Origin of the sequence: Roseibacillus ishigakijimensis, from assembly GCF_016595415.1 — a bacterium.
Classification (GTDB): Bacteria; Verrucomicrobiota; Verrucomicrobiia; order Verrucomicrobiales; family Akkermansiaceae; genus Roseibacillus; species Roseibacillus ishigakijimensis.
The window spans coordinates 1-18,857 of record NZ_JAENIO010000023.1 but is presented as its reverse complement, the minus strand read 5'-3'; the positions used below and the strand labels follow the sequence as shown (position 1 = coordinate 18,857).

Annotated in this window: 17 protein-coding genes; 2 read left to right on the top strand and 15 right to left on the bottom strand. The window is 60.9% G+C overall.

Features of this window, described 5'->3' with window-relative positions; all coding sequences use genetic code 11:
- Nucleotides 1-14 precede the first annotated feature (14 nt).
- From JIN78_RS10080 to JIN78_RS10020, 13 genes are all read right to left on the bottom strand, one after another.
- Entirely contained in the window at nt 15-4,748 is a 4,734-nt protein-coding gene (locus tag JIN78_RS10080; RefSeq protein ID WP_200391840.1) for a hypothetical protein, read from the bottom strand.
- A gap of 415 nt (nt 4,749-5,163) precedes the next feature.
- Nucleotides 5,164-5,865, bottom strand: a complete 702-nt coding sequence (locus JIN78_RS10075) for an L-ribulose-5-phosphate 4-epimerase (RefSeq protein WP_200391839.1) — start codon at nt 5,863-5,865, stop codon at nt 5,164-5,166.
- A gap of 22 nt (nt 5,866-5,887) precedes the next feature.
- The gene (locus JIN78_RS10070; RefSeq protein ID WP_200391838.1) at nt 5,888-7,546 is read right to left on the bottom strand and encodes a ribulokinase; all 1,659 of its coding nucleotides are present in this window, start codon (nt 7,544-7,546) and stop codon (nt 5,888-5,890) included.
- A gap of 97 nt (nt 7,547-7,643) precedes the next feature.
- A complete protein-coding gene (locus JIN78_RS10065; protein WP_200391837.1) occupies nt 7,644-8,627 on the bottom strand; it encodes a hypothetical protein in 984 nt (327 codons plus the stop codon).
- A 117-nt stretch (nt 8,628-8,744) separates the two neighbouring features.
- Nucleotides 8,745-10,010 (bottom strand): M10 family metallopeptidase domain-containing protein, encoded by a 1,266-nt coding sequence (locus tag JIN78_RS10060; RefSeq protein WP_200391836.1) that lies wholly within the window; start codon nt 10,008-10,010, stop codon nt 8,745-8,747.
- 103 nt (nt 10,011-10,113) lie between these two features.
- Complete coding sequence (locus tag JIN78_RS10055) at nt 10,114-10,899, bottom strand: SDR family oxidoreductase (RefSeq protein ID WP_200391835.1); 786 nt, start codon at nt 10,897-10,899, stop codon at nt 10,114-10,116.
- On the bottom strand, nt 10,896-11,150 hold the full coding sequence (locus JIN78_RS10050) for an SAP domain-containing protein (protein WP_200391834.1): 255 nt from the start codon (nt 11,148-11,150) through the stop codon (nt 10,896-10,898). Before JIN78_RS10050 ends, JIN78_RS10055 begins: the two co-directional genes overlap by 4 nt.
- A 32-nt stretch (nt 11,151-11,182) precedes the next feature.
- Nucleotides 11,183-11,836, bottom strand: coding sequence for an RluA family pseudouridine synthase (locus JIN78_RS10045; protein ID WP_200391833.1), 654 nt, complete (start codon nt 11,834-11,836; stop codon nt 11,183-11,185).
- Nucleotides 11,837-11,841: 5 nt separating this feature from the next.
- Nucleotides 11,842-12,882, bottom strand: a complete 1,041-nt coding sequence (locus JIN78_RS10040; RefSeq protein WP_200391832.1) for a 3-deoxy-7-phosphoheptulonate synthase — start codon at nt 12,880-12,882, stop codon at nt 11,842-11,844.
- 16 nt (nt 12,883-12,898) lie between these two features.
- Nucleotides 12,899-13,417 (bottom strand): hypothetical protein, encoded by a 519-nt coding sequence (locus JIN78_RS10035; RefSeq protein ID WP_234037917.1) that lies wholly within the window; start codon nt 13,415-13,417, stop codon nt 12,899-12,901.
- 244 nt (nt 13,418-13,661) lie between these two features.
- On the bottom strand, nt 13,662-14,096 hold the full coding sequence (locus JIN78_RS10030; RefSeq protein WP_200391831.1) for a hypothetical protein: 435 nt from the start codon (nt 14,094-14,096) through the stop codon (nt 13,662-13,664).
- Between the two features lie 297 nt (nt 14,097-14,393).
- Entirely contained in the window at nt 14,394-15,764 is a 1,371-nt protein-coding gene (locus tag JIN78_RS10025; protein ID WP_200391830.1) for an ImmA/IrrE family metallo-endopeptidase, read from the bottom strand.
- A gap of 36 nt (nt 15,765-15,800) precedes the next feature.
- The gene (locus tag JIN78_RS10020; RefSeq protein ID WP_200391829.1) at nt 15,801-16,115 is read right to left on the bottom strand and encodes a type II toxin-antitoxin system HigB family toxin; all 315 of its coding nucleotides are present in this window, start codon (nt 16,113-16,115) and stop codon (nt 15,801-15,803) included.
- An 81-nt stretch (nt 16,116-16,196) separates the two neighbouring features.
- On the opposite strand from JIN78_RS10020, the gene JIN78_RS10015 reads away from it, so the two are divergent.
- The gene (locus JIN78_RS10015) at nt 16,197-16,544 is read left to right on the top strand and encodes a hypothetical protein (RefSeq protein ID WP_200391828.1); all 348 of its coding nucleotides are present in this window, start codon (nt 16,197-16,199) and stop codon (nt 16,542-16,544) included.
- Between the two features lie 33 nt (nt 16,545-16,577).
- Here JIN78_RS10015 and JIN78_RS10010 read toward each other — a convergent pair whose 3' ends face one another.
- Together JIN78_RS10010 and JIN78_RS10005 are read right to left on the bottom strand one after the other, a co-directional pair.
- Nucleotides 16,578-17,318: an HNH endonuclease gene (locus JIN78_RS10010; RefSeq protein WP_200391827.1), complete on the bottom strand. Its 741-nt coding sequence runs from the start codon at nt 17,316-17,318 to the stop codon at nt 16,578-16,580.
- A 44-nt stretch (nt 17,319-17,362) separates the two neighbouring features.
- Nucleotides 17,363-17,629, bottom strand: coding sequence for a hypothetical protein (locus tag JIN78_RS10005; RefSeq protein WP_200391826.1), 267 nt, complete (start codon nt 17,627-17,629; stop codon nt 17,363-17,365).
- A gap of 151 nt (nt 17,630-17,780) precedes the next feature.
- Between JIN78_RS10005 and JIN78_RS17730 the strand changes: the two genes are divergently transcribed.
- On the top strand, nt 17,781-18,836 hold the full coding sequence (locus JIN78_RS17730) for an AAA family ATPase (RefSeq protein WP_200391825.1): 1,056 nt from the start codon (nt 17,781-17,783) through the stop codon (nt 18,834-18,836).
- The last annotated feature ends 21 nt before the right edge of the window (nt 18,837-18,857 follow it).

The following is an 18,857-nucleotide window of genomic DNA, read 5'->3' as shown; positions in this document are numbered from 1 at the left end:
TTGGCGACGCCTCCTTACTGCTGGCTGCCGCTGAGGCGACCGAAGAGCTTGCCGTCAGTGGCGAGGGTCTTGGGCACCTGCACCTCGATGAGGTCGAAGTCGGGGCTGGAGCCGCCGTCTTCAGTCACGGTGACAATCACCCCCTCCGCGCTGGTTGCGCTGGCGGCCCCCACGGCGGCGTTCTGCCAAGTCTGCAGATTGCCGCTCCACTGGAAGGTCAGGGTGGTGTCGCTTTCCGAGGCATCGGAGCGCTCGAAGGTGAAGACGAGGTGGGTGTCACTCACGCTGGTCGAGACGAGTTCGCCGCCATCGGCTGCCAGGGGATCGCCGCCCAGCTGATATTCCAGCAGGTTGTCGAAGCCATCGCCCTCCGCATCGGTGGTGGCACCGCTGTTGCCCGCGTCCAGACCGTTCAAGCTGGCCCAATCGGCATAGCCTGCTGAGACCGCGCCAAAGGTGAGCACCCCTGTCGCTTCGTCAAAGGTATACTCTCCCTGGGTCCAGATCCGGCTGCCGGGAGCTCCGCCATCGGAGGTGAATCCAGTGACGTTGAAGGTGGCGCCGATGGTGACCTCGCCGGTGGTGGCGAAGATGAGCCATTGGTTGCCATTGGTTTCATCCGCATTGCTGAGGTCGAAGGCGATGGACCCGTTCAAGGCGGCCGTTCCGGCCCCGGTAATGGCATTGGTCACGCCATTGGTGGTAGGGGCGAAGGTGAGACGACCTGCATTGCCCAAGACCAGTTTCCCGTTGTCGGGGTTGGTTCCGTGGGTCGTCAGGTTGAGGTCACCTGTGAAGGTGCTCTGCCCGTTCAGGATGACCTGATTCGTTGGTCCCGTGGTGGTCAGATTCAGCTGGGCTGAACCGGTGAAGGGCGCGTTGATGATCAGGTTGCCATTGTTGGCCCACAACTCCGAGGGAGAGGAGACGCGGAACTCGCTGCCAGCCAGGGTGAGGTTGGCTCCGCCAGCCTGGTTGATGGTGAGGCCGTCCAGCCCGAAGTAGGGGATGGTGGCCACGCCCGCGTTCTTCGCTACCAGATTGGAGGTGGTGTTTTCATCACTGGCAATGATCAGGCGGGCTCCGGCGAAGGTGACGTCACCAGTCGCCGGGGTGCGTAGATCGTAGCCGTAGACCAGGTAGTTCAAGCCTGCAGTGGGGTCGAGGGTATCGTCCCAGTTGTTGACTCCGTCTTGGTCGAAGGAAGAAGTGCCAAGGCCATCGGAGGCGATGAGGGTGCGTCCGTCCGGGATGCCGTCGTTGTTCACATCGGGCACGGAAGTGCCATCCGTGGGATTGGTGCCGGCATTGAATTCAGCCAAGTTGGTCGCACCATCGCTGTCCGGATCGCCGGCCGCCCCTTCATCCAAATCGGAGAAGTAGAACGTTTCCCAGCCATCGGCCAAGCCATCGGGCTCGGAGTCTTGTGAGGAGAAGGGATCGTTCGGGTCGGTGCCGTTGGCGAACTCGAGAGCGTTGTTGTCGCCGTCGTTATCGGGATCAGTGCTTCCCGTTTCATCCAGGTCGCCGAAGTTCACCAGCTCCCAGCTGTCGGAGAGGTCGTCTTCGTCGTTGTCCGGGGAGGAGTTGGCGTCGAGCGGGTTGCTGTCGCCGGTTTCTTCTTCCTCGTTGTTGACGAGATCGCCATCGGGGTCCTGGGTTCCGTTCTGGAGAAGGTTGTTCCAGTAGACGAGCTCGAAGTTCTCGTCGTCCAGACCATCACCATCGGTATCGGCCACGGTGGAGGTGGCATCGTTGGGATTGGATTCGGCGGCCAACTCTTCATCGTCGTTGTCGCCATCGCCATCACTATCGGAGCCGCCCCGGGCCACATTGGTGCTGCCAAAGTAGGCTTGCTCCCAAGCATCGGGGAAGGGGTCGCCATCGGTATTGCTGCGGTCGATGGAGTCGGGTCCGAGCAAATGGAAGAGCTCCCGCTCGGTCTCGCTGAGCGCTCCATCCCAAATACGAACCTCGTCGTAGGTGGCATGGGCGGTGTTGTCCGGAAAGAAGGAGCGGCCAAGCAAGTTCATGGCGTCGGTCAGGTCCGTGAGGTGGAGGTTGGTCTCGACCGAGCCTTGGGCGGCGAGAAGTCCGTGTCCACCCGGCTGGGAATCGTGCACCGGGGCACTATACCAGGTCACTGTGGAGCCCTGCAGGGCGCCGGAGTAGTAGGCCGGGGTGATGGTCAGGACGATGTGGTAGGGCACATCCAGCACGTAGGGGGCATTGGTGCTGTCGGAGTTGAAGCCGGTGTCGTTGGGAGAAACCCAGCCAACGCGATCGGTATTTCCGTTGGTGCCGGTGGACCAGCTCATGAAGAGGTAGTCGGTGGTGTCGGAGCCGAAGTCGAAGATGCGGGACCAGTTCTGCACGGTGTGCGCTGTGGCCCACAGCTCGATGGTCACGGGGGTGGTTTTCCCGCCAATCAGGTTTTCACCCAGGACGACATAGTCGGACTCGCCTTGCGCGCCGCCTGTCAGGGTGATGCCGGTGGAGTTCAGCGAGACGTCGTTGGCACCCACTTCCACGATCGTGGCATCGGAGTCGCCAGCCGAATCAGTGAGATTGCCGTTGAAGCTCCAACGATGGGCAAGGAGGGCATTCTCGGGGGTCCAGTTCGGGTCCTGCGGATCGGAGCCAGCGTCGTGTTCTTCCAAGTTGGTGAAGCCGTCATTGTCGGCATCGCCATTGGCGTCATTGGTGAAGCGGTTGAGGTCGTTGGCAATTTCCCAGGCATTGCTCATGCCGTCGTTGTCGAGGTCGGGCCAGCTGCTGGCATCCGCACCGTCGGTGCCTGCCGATTCTTCTTCCAGGTTGGTGGCCTGGTCGTTGTCGAAGTCTCCTTCCGCCGATTGGGACAGGTCGCCGAAGATATCTCTTTCCCAGTCGTCGTTGAGGCCGTCGCCATCGGAGTCATTGAGGCCGGAGTTGGCATCGAGGGGGTCGGAGCCGTTGGCCACCTCCTCGGCGTTGCTGTAGCTGTCGTTGTCGGAGTCGGCGGAACCGGTGGTGACCTCGAGCTCTTCCGCTGTCACCAGGTCATCGCCATTGCCCCAGTAGAAGTCTTCCGCAAAATCGCTCAGCCCATCGTTGTCGCTATCGCGATCATTGATGGTGAGGACCATGTTGTCCCAACCGGGCCAAGAGGCGGCGGTGTTGTTGCGAATGCCAATGCCCAGCGGGTGGCCGATGGCCAGGCTGCCTGCCGGAACCACGTAGGTGATGGTGTAGGAGCCGTCCGCGGTGTCTTCCTGCGCGGGACTGCCGGGCAGTTGCACGAAGCCAAGGGAATCCTCCGTGAGGTCGGAGAGGAGGAAGGTGTCCCCCGTGGTGTAGCCATTGACCCGATCATAGGTGAGGCGGATGACGTCGCCTTCCTGCACGAGGTAAGGAGTCATGTTCTTGGCACCATTGCCATTCTGGGTGAAGCCGTGCACCGCCCCTTCGGACTGGCCGCCGGCCTCGACGCCACTGTCGGTGGAGGTCGTGGTTTGCTCGCTCCAAGTGGTCCAGGCATCAATGTTGTCTGGATCGGGACCGTCCCAGCCCAGTTTGTAATTGGTGCCCACCACGGCCCCGCTGCGGGATTCGAAGCCGCCATTGCGCTTGCCGGGAGCGATCAGGGTGTGGATTTGTGGCACGCTGTCGGGGTCGATGGCATTGGACCCGTAGAGGAATTCCTCGGGATCGCTCACATTGTCAGCGTCGGTGTCCGCATAGTTGGGGTCGGTGGGGCGATTGCCGACCGGGTTTTTGCTGCCGCTGATCTCTTCGCCATCGGTCAGCCCGTCGTCATCGCTGTCGCTGTCGAGGGGATCGGTGCCGAGGTTGAAGAAGGCGTTGTTGGCATCGCCGGAGACTTCATCGCCATCGCTCACTCCATCCTCATCGGTGTCTGCTTCCGTGGGGTCGGTGCCTTCCAGTTCTTCCTCCACATCGCGCAGACCGTCGTTGTCGAAGTCCGTGCCCGCGCTCTGGTTGAGATTGCCGAAGTAGAACATCTCCCAGGCATCGGTCATGCCATCGTTGTCGCCATCCGCCCGATCCGCCGCAGAGGGGTCGGCGAGATTGGCGCCCGCGTCATCGAGGTAGATGTCGTCGATGTAATAGTTGGTGTTGCCTGAGTTCGAGGTCAGCTGGGTGGCCACGATGGCATCCGTCACAATCGAGCGGAAGTCCCAGGTGCCATCGAGGGGAGGAAACTCCTGCTGGGTGCCCACGAGGGAGTCGTCGTCACTCTGCACATAGAATTGGTAGCTGTCCGCCGCGCTGTCGAAGACGACCCAGATCTTGTACCAGTCTCCCGGGAGAAGGCCATTGACCTGGGGTTGGAAGTTGGGATTGCCGGTGCCGGGGATGCCATCCCGTGCGCCCAGATTGCCGCCCACGATGACGGGCTGGGCCAGGAAGTTGCCAAAGTTGGCCACGGATTCGGTGGTGGGCGCCACGTGGGTGATGCCGAGCGAGATGTCTTGCGAGCCATTGTTCACCAGCACGCGGAAGAAATAGGTGGCCGTGCCGCCTTCTGCGAACGACTGGGGCCAAGGCAGGCCGGCGTCGCTCGCCCCGGTGTGCTGCAGGACCTTGTTGTAAGGGCGGCCCGGCTCAGAGACGATGTTGAAGCCGGTGCCGTTGGTGACCCAGTTGCCCTGTCCTTCCAGAGCGCCTTCGGTCAGGCTCTGGAAATTTTCAATGGGGGTAAAGTCGGCACAGACTGTGCTGACTGATCCGCAAAATGCGGTCATCGCCAAAAGACTGGTCAGAGGAGCGGACCAAATCTTAGGGAGATTCGTTGGATTGGAGGTTTCTTTTTTCATCAGTTGCTAAGTTTGACTTCCCGACACCGAGAACAGGCAGGACTAAGAAAAAAACGACAAGTTCGTTTTTTGGGGGGTGCCGTGCTCTCTTCTTGTTGGAGGCGGGAGATGGGGAACTGTCTGTTATGGTATGGATAATGCAAGAGTTGAAACTACTGTTATCGATCGAAAACCAGAAGTTCTCGACTAATTATGTGTAAAAATGCGACAAGATTGAATTGTTAGGCTTCTTGCTCGTGGTGGCGGGAGGAATTTTCGGGACGCGCTCAAGCCGGGGTGGGGAGCAAAAAAAGCCCGCAGAGCATCGTGCTCGGCGGGCTGGTGGGGGCGGAGAGTGGTGCTCTTACTTTTGTCCGTAGTAGGCGTTGGCACCGTGTTTGCGCAGGTAGTGCTTGTCGAGCAAGTGTTGGGGAATGCGGGGGGCCTGGGGATTGAGTTGGAGCGCTTTCCAAGCCATCTCGGCGACCACCTCCAGCGCGAGAGCGGTCTCCACGGCTTTGGCTCCACTGGGACCCCAGGCGAAGGGGCCGTGATTGCGCACGAGCACGGCGGGGATCTCGAGGGGATTGAGTGCGCGCTCGGCGAAGGTTTTCACGATCACCTCACCCGTTTCCCACTCGTATCCAGCGGCGATTTCTTCTGCCGTCATGTCCCGGCTGGCGGGCACGTCACCGTAGAAGTAATCCGCGTGGGTCGTTCCCAAGCAGGGGATGTCCTTGGCCGCCTGAGCGAAGGACACCGCCGTGCGGGAGTGGGTGTGCACCACCGAGCGGATGCCGGGGAAGTTGAGAAACAGGCAGCGGTGGGTGGGGGTGTCGCTGGAAGGACGCAGCTCGCCTTCCAGCTGCTTGCCGTCGTAGTCCAGCACCACCATGTGGTCGGGGGTGAGGGCCTCGTAGTTCACCCCGCTGGGCTTGATGGCAAAGACGCGGCGTTCCGGGTCGGCCACGCTGACGTTGCCAAAGGTGATGTCGACCAGTCCCGTCTTGGGCAGCTGGATATTGGCTTCGCAGCATTCTTCTTTGATCGCTTGATACTCACTCATCGTTTGATTTCGGGGAAAAGGTTTAGGCCTGTTTGAGGGCGAGGAGGTCCTTCATCACCTGGCCGAGATTGGCCTGTTCGTCCACTCCGCCGAAGGCGTCGTGGAGTTGGCGGTAGAGGCGGTAGAGCTTTTCGTAGCGTGCCTGGCCTTCTGCGGCGGGGGTGTAGGTGACCTCCTTCAGCCCTGTCATCGCTCCTTGCGCGGTGGCGAAGTCAGGATGAGCTCCTGCGATGACGGCGGCGGCCACGGCCCCGCCCAGGGCACAACTCTGCGCCGAGCGGGAGACCCGCATCTCGCAGCCGGTGACGTCGGCGTAGATTTGCATCAGGAGAGCATTCTTCTCCGCAATGCCACCGGAGCAGACGATGCGGTTGACGGGCACGCCGTGCTCGCGGAGGCGCTCGATGATGGCGCGGGCGCCGAAGGCGGTGGCCTCAATAAGCGCGCGGTAAATCTCGGCCCGGGTGGTGTAGAGGGTTTGCCCGATGAGGGCACCGGTGAGGCGTTGATCCACGAGAATGGTGCGGTTGCCATTGTTCCAGTCCAGCGCGAGGAGGCCGGATTGGCCGGGACGGAGCTTGGCCGCTTCCTCGGTCAGGGTGCGGTGCAGCTCGTCGGAGCCTTCGCAGACCACTTCCACCCACCATTTGAAGATATCGCCCACCGCCGATTGTCCGGCTTCGATACCGTAGAATCCGGGGAGAATGGCTCCCTTCACAATGCCGCAAATGCCGGGGATATCGGCCACCTCCTGGTCGGCGGAAACCACCCCGCAATCACAGGTGGAGGTGCCGATGACCTTGACCAGAGTGCCTTCGTCCACCCCGCAGCCAATGGCCCCGTAGTGGACGTCGAATTCTCCCACCGCGAGGGGAATGCCCGCGGGGAGGCCCCACTTCTCCGCCCACGCTGGCGAGAGTTGGCCCGCGGTGGCACTGGCATCGTGGGCTTCTGCGTAGAGACGGTCGCGCAGATCGGCGAGCTTGGGGTCGAGGAGGGAGAGAAATTCCTTGTCTGGCAGCCCGCCCCAATCCGGCGCGTAGAGGGCCTTGTGACCCGCCGCGCACACCCCGCGCACCACTTGCGTGGGGTCGGTGACCCCGGCCAGGTGGGCGGGGATGAAGTCGCAGAGTTCCACCCAGCTGTCCGCGGCCTCGAAGACTTCGGGGGCTACTTTCAGGCATTTCCAAATCTTGGCCCAGAACCATTCCGAGGAATAGATGCCGCCGATTTTCGCCAAATAATGCGGGCGATGCTCTCCGGCCAGCCGGGTGATTTCCTCTGCTTCCGCGATGGCGGTGTGATCTTTCCAGAGCCAGCATTGGGCCGCCAGGTGGCCCTCGAATTCCGGCTTGAGGGCCAGGGGCACATTCCGGGCATCGACCGGGATGGGGCTGGATCCGGTGGAGTCGACTCCGAGGCCGATGACCTGGTCGCGGGAAAAGTCGCCATCGCTGCTCTCTGCTTCCGCGAGCGCTTGGGAAACAGTGGCCTCCACGCCGGCCAGATAGTCGCCCGGGTGCTGGCGGGCGAGGTTGTGGTCCTGGGGGTCGAGCAAGATGCCTTGATGCCCGCTCGGGTAGTCATAGACGGCGGTGCCGAGTTCCGCTCCGTCCGCTGTCCGCACCACGATGGCGCGCACCGAGTTGCTGCCGTAGTCGATTCCGATTGTGTAGCTCATACTGGGTCTTTGTGCTCCAGCATAAGAAATGTCACCGCTTTGGCTAAATCAACTTTTTGTCCTTTTCCCGCAGGGACCCCGTCCGTCTTCGGCGGCCCTACTCGTAGCTCTGGGGGTCCACCCGGTTGGCATCCAGCGATTTCGCAATCCAGACGAAGAGCTGGTGCACTTCGGGGTTTTCCATGCGGAGATTCTGGAGGGAAGACCAGTCCAGATGGTCGCGCCGTTGCGAGGGGGCGATGCGGCGCACGTCGAGGCGCTCCATGAGGGCTTCCGTCTCGCGGGGCTGGGCATTGAGAATGTGCTCCGCTGCCGGGAGCTCGTCCAGTCCTTGCAGGGAGAGGCCGAAGGTGGTGATGCCCACGCCGTAGCGGCTGGCGAGGTGGCGCAGGGCCTCGGCGAGGGCTTCGTCGGGAATGGGATTGGCGTAGTAGAGTTCCCCGGCATTGCACCAGGAGGAGACGGCGAGGGCCTGGAAAAAGTCCTCCCGGCAGAGCTCGAGATTGGGCGTTAGCTTCAGCGAGACCGCATCGAGGCGGTAGGGGGCCAGTCCCACCGAGCGCCGGAGCATGATGTTGGTGCGGTCGAGCTCGAAGCCATGGTCTCCGGGTTCGCCGGATTCCCAGTCCACGATGACCATATCGGGGATTTTCCACAGATTGCCAATGGAGGCTCCCTTGCTCAGGGAGGAGCGGAATTGGTAGGGGAAGCGGTTGTTGGTCTCGCAGTAGCGGGTGACGATGGCGCGGAATTTTTGAATGCGGGCCACCGCGTAGTCGAGGGCCTGGGGGTCGGTGCCCACGTCGTCGAGCTGGCCCTGCGACATCATCTCGCGGGCCTTCACCAGGTCCGGCACGGCGGGAGCGCGGCGGTAGTAGCCCTGGCCTTTTTCCACCTTCGCAATGGGCGAGGCCGGATCGCAGGACATGATGGAGAAGTGGTAACGCAGGGACGCATCCGAGTAATCGCCATCCAGCCGCATCCGGACCAGCCGGATGAGCTCGGTGCCTTTGATGGCTTGGGCGGGATCGGCGGGGAGAATGTGCGGCAGGGAATCGGTCAGTTGTTGGCGGAGACTCATGGAGCAGCGAAGAGCTTCCGACAGCAAATGGGAGCGGGGCCCGATCTCCAAGCGGGAAGTGCCTTCTTTTTGAAAAAAGTCTCCCCCGGGCGGGAATTTTTTAGAGAGACGCGGCCTTCAGGGGTGGCTGCAGGCACAGTCGCTGGCCGGGAGGGCGGCGGGAAGCCCTCCCGGGTATTCTTCTGGTGGGGCGGAAGAGGGGGCCTTCTTGGCGGTTGGCAGGGCCCGCTTCTCACTCGCCGTGATGGCGATGCGGTAAAAGGCTTTGCCGGGGAGGGGTTGCTCGTCCTCCCAAACCTGCACCGAGCCGTCGCCCTCCAGCGCGGCCCCGAGGGGAGCTAGCTCGTCAGGTGAAGGGGCGCGCTCGACTTCATAGCGCAGCCCGGTGATGGTGGGGATGGCCAAGCAAGGCAATCCACCCTCGAAGACGACCTCCGGGGCCACTGTTTTGTTCGAGAAATCCATTTCCCAGCCAATGTCCTGCAAGGCCGCCAAATCGAGATCGGTGGGAATCTCAAAGTTGGCCGAGCGGGTGGTGCCAGTTGCCGGGGTCATCAGAGGTTCCTGTGGCTGGGCTTGCGGCAGCCCGAAGGCCTCCGCAGTGTGGTTCTCCTCAATTTGGGCCGACCAGTGGAGCTTGTCGCCCGTGCAAATTGGCGGGGTCCCGGTATTGGAAATGGTCGCCAGAGGTCCTTGGAAATGACCGTTCTTGACCAGCGGAGACCAGCTGGAAAGAGGGCTGGTGTTGCCGATTCCCAACACATGGATCAGCTCGTGCAAGGCAATGGAAAGAAAATCCACCCCCTCCGAGGCCTCGGCATCCGTGGTCGAAAAGTTCCATTCACGGGCAGAGTTGAAAAAGATGGCCCCGCCCCAAGGCGCGAAATCCGTCGGGTTGCTCGAATACGACTGCCCCTCGAAGTGCACCGCCCCGGCTTCTCCCCGATTGAGCAGGTGGTCGAACCACTCCATGTTGGCGGGAGTGGCAAACTCGATGCCTCCGGGGCCTCCCACCGCTGAAGTGTAGACCCCGTATTTGCTCAAGTCCCGGCCTCCCACAAAGATGACGAGCGTGTCGGCCGCCACTTGCAGCTGGGAACTCGCGGTCGCCCGTTGCTGGCTCCCACTGTCCGGTTCCAGATAGGTGGGATACCAGCGATAGGATGTGCCGGGGTGGAATCCCAGCGGATCAATCGGCTCCAAGTGGTCGCTAATGAGCTCGGCAAAGAACGCTCCCGCCGCTTCCAGACACTCCCGAGCCTCGGGGTTGTCGAAGAATCCAGAGTGGTCCAAGTCGTAGCGAAACTCGAACTCAAGAGCCGGGAGAAGGGGGGAACCTACGAATAAGGTCGTAGCGATTATCCAGCGGGCCAATGTTTTCATCGCCCTCTTCCCTAGCAAGGAAAAAATCTAACAAAAGCTCAAAAGTTGCTTGTCGTAAGCGAGTTGCTATTATTATTTTATTAGTATCATTTTGGGAAAATTACTAACCTCCTTTCGAAAAACTTGGGAAAGCTGTCATCGCTCCGTCAGCAAAAATGGTCGTGCCGTGGATGTAGCCCGCTTGCTCGGAAACGAGAAAAGTGGCGATTTCGGCGATTTCTTTCACTGTTCCGAGGCGGCCTTGGGGAATTTTTTGCAAAAGGTCGGCCCTCTGTTCCGGATCTTGCCAAACGTCTTTATTGATAGCAGTTTTGATTGCTCCGGGAGCAAGGTTGAGGACGCGCACCCCGCAATCGCCCAATTCCAGGGCGAGTGATTGGGTCAGCAGGGCCACTCCGGCCTTGCTGGCACAATAGGCCGCCTGTCCCGCCCAAGGGATTTTCTCGTGCACTGAGGTGATTGATAAAATCACCCCTTTTTTTCGGGGGACCATGCGCTGGAGGGCTTCCTGCATGCCGCAGTAGCCACCCTTGAGGTTGACGGCGATGACTTTCTCGAAGGTCGCAAGATTTCCCTCGGCCATATTTTCTTTTTTTCCGTCCAAGCCCGCATTGTTGATGAAAATATCCAGAGGACCGAGCTCTTGATCGATGGCGGTAAAGCACTTTGCAAGGTCCTCGGGAGAGGACACATCACCTTGCACGATGAGCGGATCGGGTGCTCCCAGAGCCTGCAATTCGGCAAAAGTTTTTTTCGCGCCCGCGTGATTTCCGCGGTAATGGACCGCCACCCGGGCTCCCGCCCGACCCAGTTCGAGGGCGATGGCTTGGCCGATCCCGGAGCTGGAGCCGGTCACGAAGGCGATTTTGTTGCTGAGGTCGATCTTCATGAGTTTCTCAGAGCGTCAATCAGTTCCTCTTTGTTCAGCTGGGATCGTCCCCCGATGCCAAGCTCGCGGGCACGTTCCTGCAGCTCGGCCACGGTCCACTCCTCGTAGGGTGGGGCCTGCCCGCCTTTCCTGCCCGCTTCTTCGCGGGGCGTATTGGCGATGGCGGCGGCCTTGCCTTTGCTCATCCCTTCCTCGCGGAGGGCCTCGTATTGCTCGTCGTCCTTGATGCTGGGTCCGTGATCGCTTGTCATCACCGATCTCTTTCGCAGGCCCTTTGCCAAGCTCAGGCCAGGGCCGCGAAGCAGGGCTCCTCCGGGGCTTCCAAGGTGAGGACTTCCTTGCTCACGGGGTGGGGGAGCTCCAGACGGCGGCACTGCAGCATCATGCGGCCCCCAGTGCCGAGGGTGGTGCGCTGGCTTTCGCAGAGTTCGAGGCCGCCGTAGCGGTAGTCGCCCACGATGGGGTGACCGCAGTGGAGGAGATGCTTGCGAATCTGGTGATAGCGGCCGGTGCGGGGCCGGGCCTCCAGGCGCGCGAGGTCGTGGGGGAGCCGGGCCAGTAATCGGAAGCCGGTCTCGGCCTCCCGGGAGGGGGCCCCGGGTGTTTTTTGCAAGGGCTCCCGGCAGATCCACTCCCCGGAGGGGGGGTGCCCGGTGACGATGGCGTGGTAGATCTTCCTAACCTGCTGGCGCTCGAAGGCCCGCCCCAGGGCCCGGGCGGCGGTCTTTCCTTTGGCAAAGACGAGCACTCCGCAGGTGGGTCGGTCGAGCCGGTGCACGGTGTAGACATGCTCGCCGATGGCATCGCGCACCAGCTTCATGGTCACCACGTCATCGGGCTGCGGCTCATCGGCGGGATGGACCAGTTGCCCGGCCTCTTTGTTGACCGCGATGAGCCATTCGTCCTCGTAGAGGCGCTGCAGGGGAGGGATCGCCATTGCGGTCAGAGCGCGGCCGCCGCTTCCTTGATGAGGCGCTCGGTGGTGGCCCAGTCGATGCACTGGTCGGTGATGGATTGGCCGCGGGTGAGCTGATCGAGGGGCTGGGGGAAGGACTGGTTCCCGGCCACGAGGTGGCTCTCCAGCATGGCCCCGGTGATGGCCTTGTTGCCGGCCACCCGCTGGGCGATGATGTTTTCAAAGACCGCTGGCATCTGCTCTTGCTTTTTGCCGCAATTGGCGTGCGAGGCGTCGATCATCACCGTTTCCACCAGATCGGATTCACGCAGGATTTGGCAAGACTGGGCCACGCTCTCTTCATCGAAGTTGGGGCCGTTCTCACCTCCGCGCAGGATGAGGTGGCAGTAGGGGTTGCCCTTGGTGGTCACCGCCGAGGCCAGCCCCTGGCCGGAGACCCCGAGGAAGGTCTGCCCCTGGGAGGCGGCCTTGATGGCATTGGTAGCGGCTTTCAACGAGCCCGAGGTCGCATTCTTGAAGCCCACCGGCATGGAGAGCCCGGAGGCCATCTGGCGGTGGGTCTGCGACTCCGAGGTGCGTGCCCCGATGGCCGACCAGCTGATGAGGTCGGCGATGAATTGCGGGGTGATGGGGTCGAGCAGCTCGGTGGCGGTGGGCAGACCGAGGGAGAGGACCTCGCGCAGGAAGCGCCGGGCCTCGGTGAGCCCCTTGATGATGTCGTCCGAGCCATCGAGGTCCGGATCCATGATGAGGCCCTTCCAACCCACCGTGGTGCGCGGTTTTTCGAAATAGACCCGCATCACCACCAGAATCTTGTCTTTCACCTCCTCGGAGAGCGCGGCCAGCTTTTCCGCATACTCGCGGCAGGCCGTAGTATCGTGGATGGAGCAAGGGCCCACCACGAGGAGGAAGCGCTCGTCGCGGTGGAAGAGAATGTCGCCAATCTCGCGGCGGGAGCGTTCCACCAGGTCGGCTTGCGCGGCATTGGCGGGTATCTCGGAGTGGAGAAAGGCCGGCGAAGGCAGGGGATTGTTGGCGACTACATTCAGGTCGGTCAGTGGCGTCATGGCGGCAGTGGAAAGGTTAGATGCGGGGCAAGAGCGTGATGCGTTTCGGGTCGTAATGGTCGCTGGGCGAGAAGAGCCAGCCCGGGTCGGTGTCGAGCAGTTCGTAGCCGGTCAGCATGAACTCGGGCAAGAACTGGTTGGAGTTGATTTCGTAAACTTTCTCTCCCGTGAAGCGGCCTTTGAGCTTGTATTCGTAATTATTGTCGTAGCCGTAGCGGCGGTCGGGTGGTCCCACCTCGGGCAGACGATCGGGCTGCTTGCCGTATCGCTCATTGATCACCACCAGCTGGGCGCGATTCCAGGGTTCGCCGGGCTTGCGCACATAGCCCCAGAAGCGAGTCTTGTGCACATAGTAGCGGCGGCCGTAGAAGAAGTTCCCCCGGGGCTCGCCCGCAATCTGGGCCGCGCGCTCCGAGACGGTGGGCCCGCCCATATTGGCAGCTCCTCCGCCCGTGTAGCCCCCCGTACTCATCTCCCCGCAGCTGGCGAGAAAGAGGGCGGCAAGCGCGGCGAGAGCGAGGAGATGGTTCTTCATGCCTCCAGACTGAGCGAGAAGGCCTCCCTCTGGCAAGGCGGGAGGATCAAGAAATGCGGCAGTGCGCCCCTGCCGGGCCACCGGAGCAAGCGCTTCTTTCCCCTCTGTCACTCCTCGCTGTTTACGCTGGCAAAAGGGGAAAAACCGGCTTACCTTCCCATCACGAAAAAAGCCACCGGCCCTTCCGGACCGATGGCTTGGCTCACCTCAGAAGCCGTCGCGTAGCGAATCTCTGCCAGGAGGACTACGCGGCGGCTTCCGCATTTCCGGAGGCACCGGCAGCCCCCGGCGCTTCCGATTCGGAGGCTTGGCTGGCGGAACCCGGGCGGATGAGCCCGCTCGCCCGCTCGCGTCGGGGCACGTAGCCCATGGCACGATAGAGGCGACCGTTCTGCCCGTGGTTGGGAGCTCCCTTCACGCCATCCACGACCTCGACCAGGAGATCGCGCAGGGTCGCTTCGGTGGCCTTGCGATCATTGACCGCCGCGCGTCGCCGCGTGTCGAGGGCCTTGATCGCCGCGTCGGCTTCTCCAAGAAGGGCCATGGCCGCTTCCAAGTCTGCCAACGAGATGCCGTGGAAGCTCTCTTCCGCAGCCAATTCTGTCCACGCTGAGTGGACATCTTCAATCCGCTCCGCGAGGGAACGGCTTTTTCTTTTGGGGGGGTTGTTTTCGTGCATGACGATTACAATTTGGGGTTTTCCCCTTCCCGGAGAATCGGGCCGCCACGCCTTCACGTCGCCAGCCAGCCGGGTAGGGGGAAAGGGGGGGAGAGTTGAGAGTTGAGAGTTGAGAGTTGAGAGTTGAGAGTTGAGAGTTGAGAGTTGAGAGCGGTTGCTCTTGGTTCTTTAGTTTTTAAGTCTTTAGTTTTTCGTTTTTCAAAAGCGAGCTTTCGTTCTTCGTCCTTCAGTTCCAGACCTTTGGTTTTTGAGTTTTTCGTTTTTAAACCCCAGACCTTTCGTCTTTGGAAAAAACTGTCACCCCGGCCACTCCTCATCCGGATAACCCAGCGCCTGCCGCAGCTCCTTATTCCTCACCAGGGTGGGATGCTTCCGGTAGTCACCGGCCTCGCGGCGGAGGCGACCGGCGAGGATGGACTCGTCGCGACTCAGGGCCGCGGCGGCTTGGCGAATCTCCCGCGCGTGGTTCAGGGTGCGGACCAGTTCCCAGTCCTCGGGGGGAATGAGGGTGTCGAGGGCGAAGGCGTCGGCCTCCTTCTCATACCGATCGAGCGGGACATTCTGGATGTCGATGTCGAGAAACTCGTCCTCCGGCTGGCGGAGGTGCCTGACGACGTGTCCGAGCTCGTGGAAGAGGGTGTGCCAAAAGTTGTCGAAGCGGTTGTAGCGCAGGGTCAGGGCGATCACCGGACGGCCGCCGGGGAGGAGAAAGGCCGCGCCATCGAGATAGGTCTTGTCCAGATGGGGCTGGATGATCACCACCACCCCGCGCTCCTGCAGCGCCTCCACCGCCAGGCTGGGGCCCTTTTGCTTGAGCGCGCTCAGCCCGGCCAGCCAGTGGGGAAAGTCCTCCCGCAGGGAGGCGGGATCATGCGCGGGCCAATCCTGGCTCGCCTCCGCCGCCCGCTGGCGCACCCGGTGCCGCCACGCCGCCAGGGCGAGGGCATTGACCCCCGCGCGGCGGGATTCGCTCTGCCGGTTGAGCACCAGCGGCGGGGTCGCCGCCTCCCTTCCGCTCTCTTCCTGCCCCTCTTGCCCCTCTTGCCCCTCTTGCCCCTCTTGCCCCTCTTGCCCCTCTTGCCAGAAGTCGGCGAGAATGGCCTCGCGGTTCTTGCGGGGCAGGGGCTTCCGGGTGGAAAATCGCGAAAAATAGCCGTGGCGGTGCATCTGCGCCATGGGAAGGGCCTTGGGGTTCAGCTCGGGGCGACTCGTCTGCCCGCCCGGCGCCTGTCCGGTGGCGGCGGGGGCTGGTTGCGGGGACTGGGGAGCGTCCGCCTCCGTGGCCGGACGCGCATTGGCCGCCTGGCCCGGGGGGGGACGCAGCAGGGCCTCCGCCGGGATGCCGAGCTGAAAGTGCAGTCGGCTCATCATCGCGGGCGAGAGCTCGCGCTTGCCGGAGAGCACCTCCGAGACCCGGCTGGCGCTGCCCAGATAGGGAATGAGGTCGCGGTTCTTCAGCTTCAGCTGCGCCATGCGAAAGCGCAGCGCGCCCAGCGGATCGGCCGGCGGCAGGGGGGCTTCCTTCTCCTCGTAGACCTCCAGCAGGTGGGTGAGCAGCTCCAGCTCATTCTCCTCTCCCTCGGTCAGGGCCTCCTCGCGCAGCAGCAGCTTTTGCTGCCTCGCGAGCGCCCGCTCGTAATCGTCTTTGGTTTTCAATAATTTGTTCATGTGTCTTGTTCATTAATGCTTGGGGATTCCGGGTGGCTAAGAGGCCAGGAGGTCCCGATGGGCGGACAGGGCAGAGTGTTGCAGGAGGGCGGACAGGGGCCCGGCGGCCAGCACCGAGGCCGTCTGGCGCTGGTGACAGAGCACGACCAGCGCCGCGAAGTCCTCTCCCAGAATGGGAAAAATGACCAGCTTGGCCGGCAGCAGCAGCGCTCCGGGGAAATCAGCTTGCAGAGCCCGCCTCGTCGGCCAGCGCGCCCGGTGCAGCTCGCGCAACCAATGATGGCAGGCATCCAGAGCGTGGGGGACCTGATGGGCTTCATGAAGCAGGGGGATACGGCCGCTCAAGTTCATGGCCGATACATTTCCCGAAAATGGAACAAAAGGCAAGATGGAAGAGGAATCGAATTTGTCATAACCTACGAAAAGAGAGTAGTGAGTTCCCAAAAAGAGAAATTTCTTCACTTTTTTGCCGTCCAGAAAGCGTGCCGAAAACCTTCTCCAGGCGCAAAAAAAGGGGCCGAAAGTGGTGATTGCGACTCCAAAATCGACGATCTGAGCCCTGAGATCGGCGATTTGAGCCCTGAGATCGATGATCTGAGCGGTGAGATCGATGATCTGAGCGGTGAGATCGATGATCTGAGCGGTGAGATCGATGATCCGAGCGGTGAGATCGATGATCCGAGCGGTGAAATCACTGATTTCGGCTGTGCGATCGCTCCTTTTGGTCGCTCTATCGGGCGATTTTTCCACCAGTCCCGGGTAGGGGGCTTGGCTGGGTAGGGGGCTTGGCTGAAGAGGGAAGGGGGCGCTGGTTCAGGAACGGAAAAGATGTCTGCGATGCCAGTCGAGAGCTTCCTGAGAAGGCAGGTTTTTTTCAGGGAGAGAGAGCGGCGAACCCGCGCGGTCGAGGAAGGCACGATGCACGTCCTCGCACTCGGCAAACTGGTGCAGGCGTGCGCCAATTAATAGACGGTAATTCTCGTCAAAGCTGATCAACCCTCGGTCAAAGGCCGCGTCGTAGGTGGCTGCCAGACAGAGCCCATTGGTGGGTTTCAGTCGCAAAGCCTTTGACTCGGACCAAGGGATGATGTGGGAGGCGCGGAGAAGTTCGGGGAGCGGGTTGCCCGAGAGACAACAGCGATAGTCGTAGGTAGCTAGCACCGTGCGGCGAAAAAAGGACTGATGGCGGCGACTCTTGCTTAGGGTGACCTTCTCAGTGGGACCATTGGGTTCCATGGGCTTGATGCCTGCTTCGGGTGCGGAGTCGAGAAGAGGCTCAGACTCTTCAGCCAGGGCTGGCAGATCGTTCTCGAACTCCTCCCAGATAGCACGGTCGAGTTGACTGGCCCCGGATAGTCCCTTGATGCCACGGGCCTTTTCCAGCGGATCGAGGGAAGTGAAGTTGTTGAGCTTCATGGCGACCGACCCCGGCGTGCGTCCGAGTTTGTCCGCGAGTTGAATGATGGGGCGATACCGACTGTGCTGTCGCCCGAAGGGCGTGCGGTGATACAAGTTCAGCGCCTGCAACAATTCTTCCCGAGTCCAGCGAGCCATGGGGAAGGGTAGATTTTCGCAATCGGAAAGTCGACTCGAACAGGTCACTTCCCCTTCTCAAGTTGACTCTCGATGAGGGCGAGGATGCGCTGGTAATTGTCGGCGATCCATTGAGCTTCCTCCGCATCACGAACTTCTTTGAAGCCATCGGGGAGATCAGCCAGCCGTCCAGAATGCCAGTCCGCTGTCGCCTGCCATTCCTCTTGGCGACAGGAGAGCCCTTCCTGCACCTGTCCCCAGTCGAGGAGAGTCAGGCGAACCGTCGGTAATTCTTTCCGAGTCGGAGTTTCCTCATCAGGAGCGGATTGCATAAGGGAAAGCTAGCCCCTTCTGGTGGTAAGGTCTACCGACTATGAGTAGCATTTTAGAGGCGATTCCTTTTTCCGGAGCGGAAGTCAAAAATTTTCGAGGTTCGGGTAAACTGAGCTGGCCGACTAGTTAGATTTAAGCCAAAATTACACCGTGAAATGGACGCCCGAGTATCAAGAGGCTGCTTTGAGCCTGTATAAAGAGTTCGATCAAGTTTTGCCTGATGCTAATGATAGTCGAGTTCGGGAGGTGGCTGAAAGTATAGGTATAACGAGTGCTACTCTTGCTTATAAGTTAGCTAATTATCGCTTCCTCGATCCGGTTGCAGAAGAAAGAGGAAAAGGGGGGCTTGCTGGTATATCCAAGCTGGATGTTCGTCATTGGGTTGAAGGTGGCAATCGTTTGTCAAGAAGAGCAATAAAGCGTTTGGAAGAGAAGGGGTGGCTAGAGGGGTTAGGTTTGGTTAATGATAGTGGTCTGCTTTTCACGAGTAGGCATTATGATTTGGAGTCCGGTAAGGAGTTATTGCGCAATCTGAACTCGAAAAGAGAGATGGCTTCACTTGTGTGCAGTGTTATTACGAAACCTTTTGTGATTCTCACCGGCGCTTCCGGAACGGGGAAAACCAAGGTGGCGGAGTCATTGGCGAAGCAGCTAACAAATGAGAATAGGGAAAATTACGCGGTTGTGGCCGTAGGCTCGGATTGGACTGATAGCCGTAATGTGCTGGGTTATGTGAACCATCTGCGGGAGGGAGAGGATGGTCTGCCCATCTATCAATCGACCCAAGTCCTAGACCTCCTGCTAGAGGCCAACCTGCCTAAAAATCAAAAGACCCCCTTTTTCCTGATTCTGGACGAGATGAACCTTTCTCACGTCGAGCGCTATCTGGCGGATTTCCTTTCGGCGATGGAGCGGTCAGAGGGAGAACTAGTGTTGCACCAGGAAGGAGTGAAGGGGACTAATCTGCAGCGATTTTTAGGACAGCCGGGTGATGTTCCCCGTAGTGTGCCCTATCCCCAAAATCTTTTTGTGATCGGCACTGTGAATATTGATGAGACGACGTATATGTTTAGTCCCAAAGTTTTGGATCGGGCAAATGTAATTGAGTTTGCGGTCACTGAAGATGAGATGACCATTCGCGTCAACTTAGGAGTTCGATCCAAGTGTCTTCAAGGGGGCGGCGTTCTTTGCGGGTTTCGGTGGTGACGTGGCGGTGGTCAGGTTGAT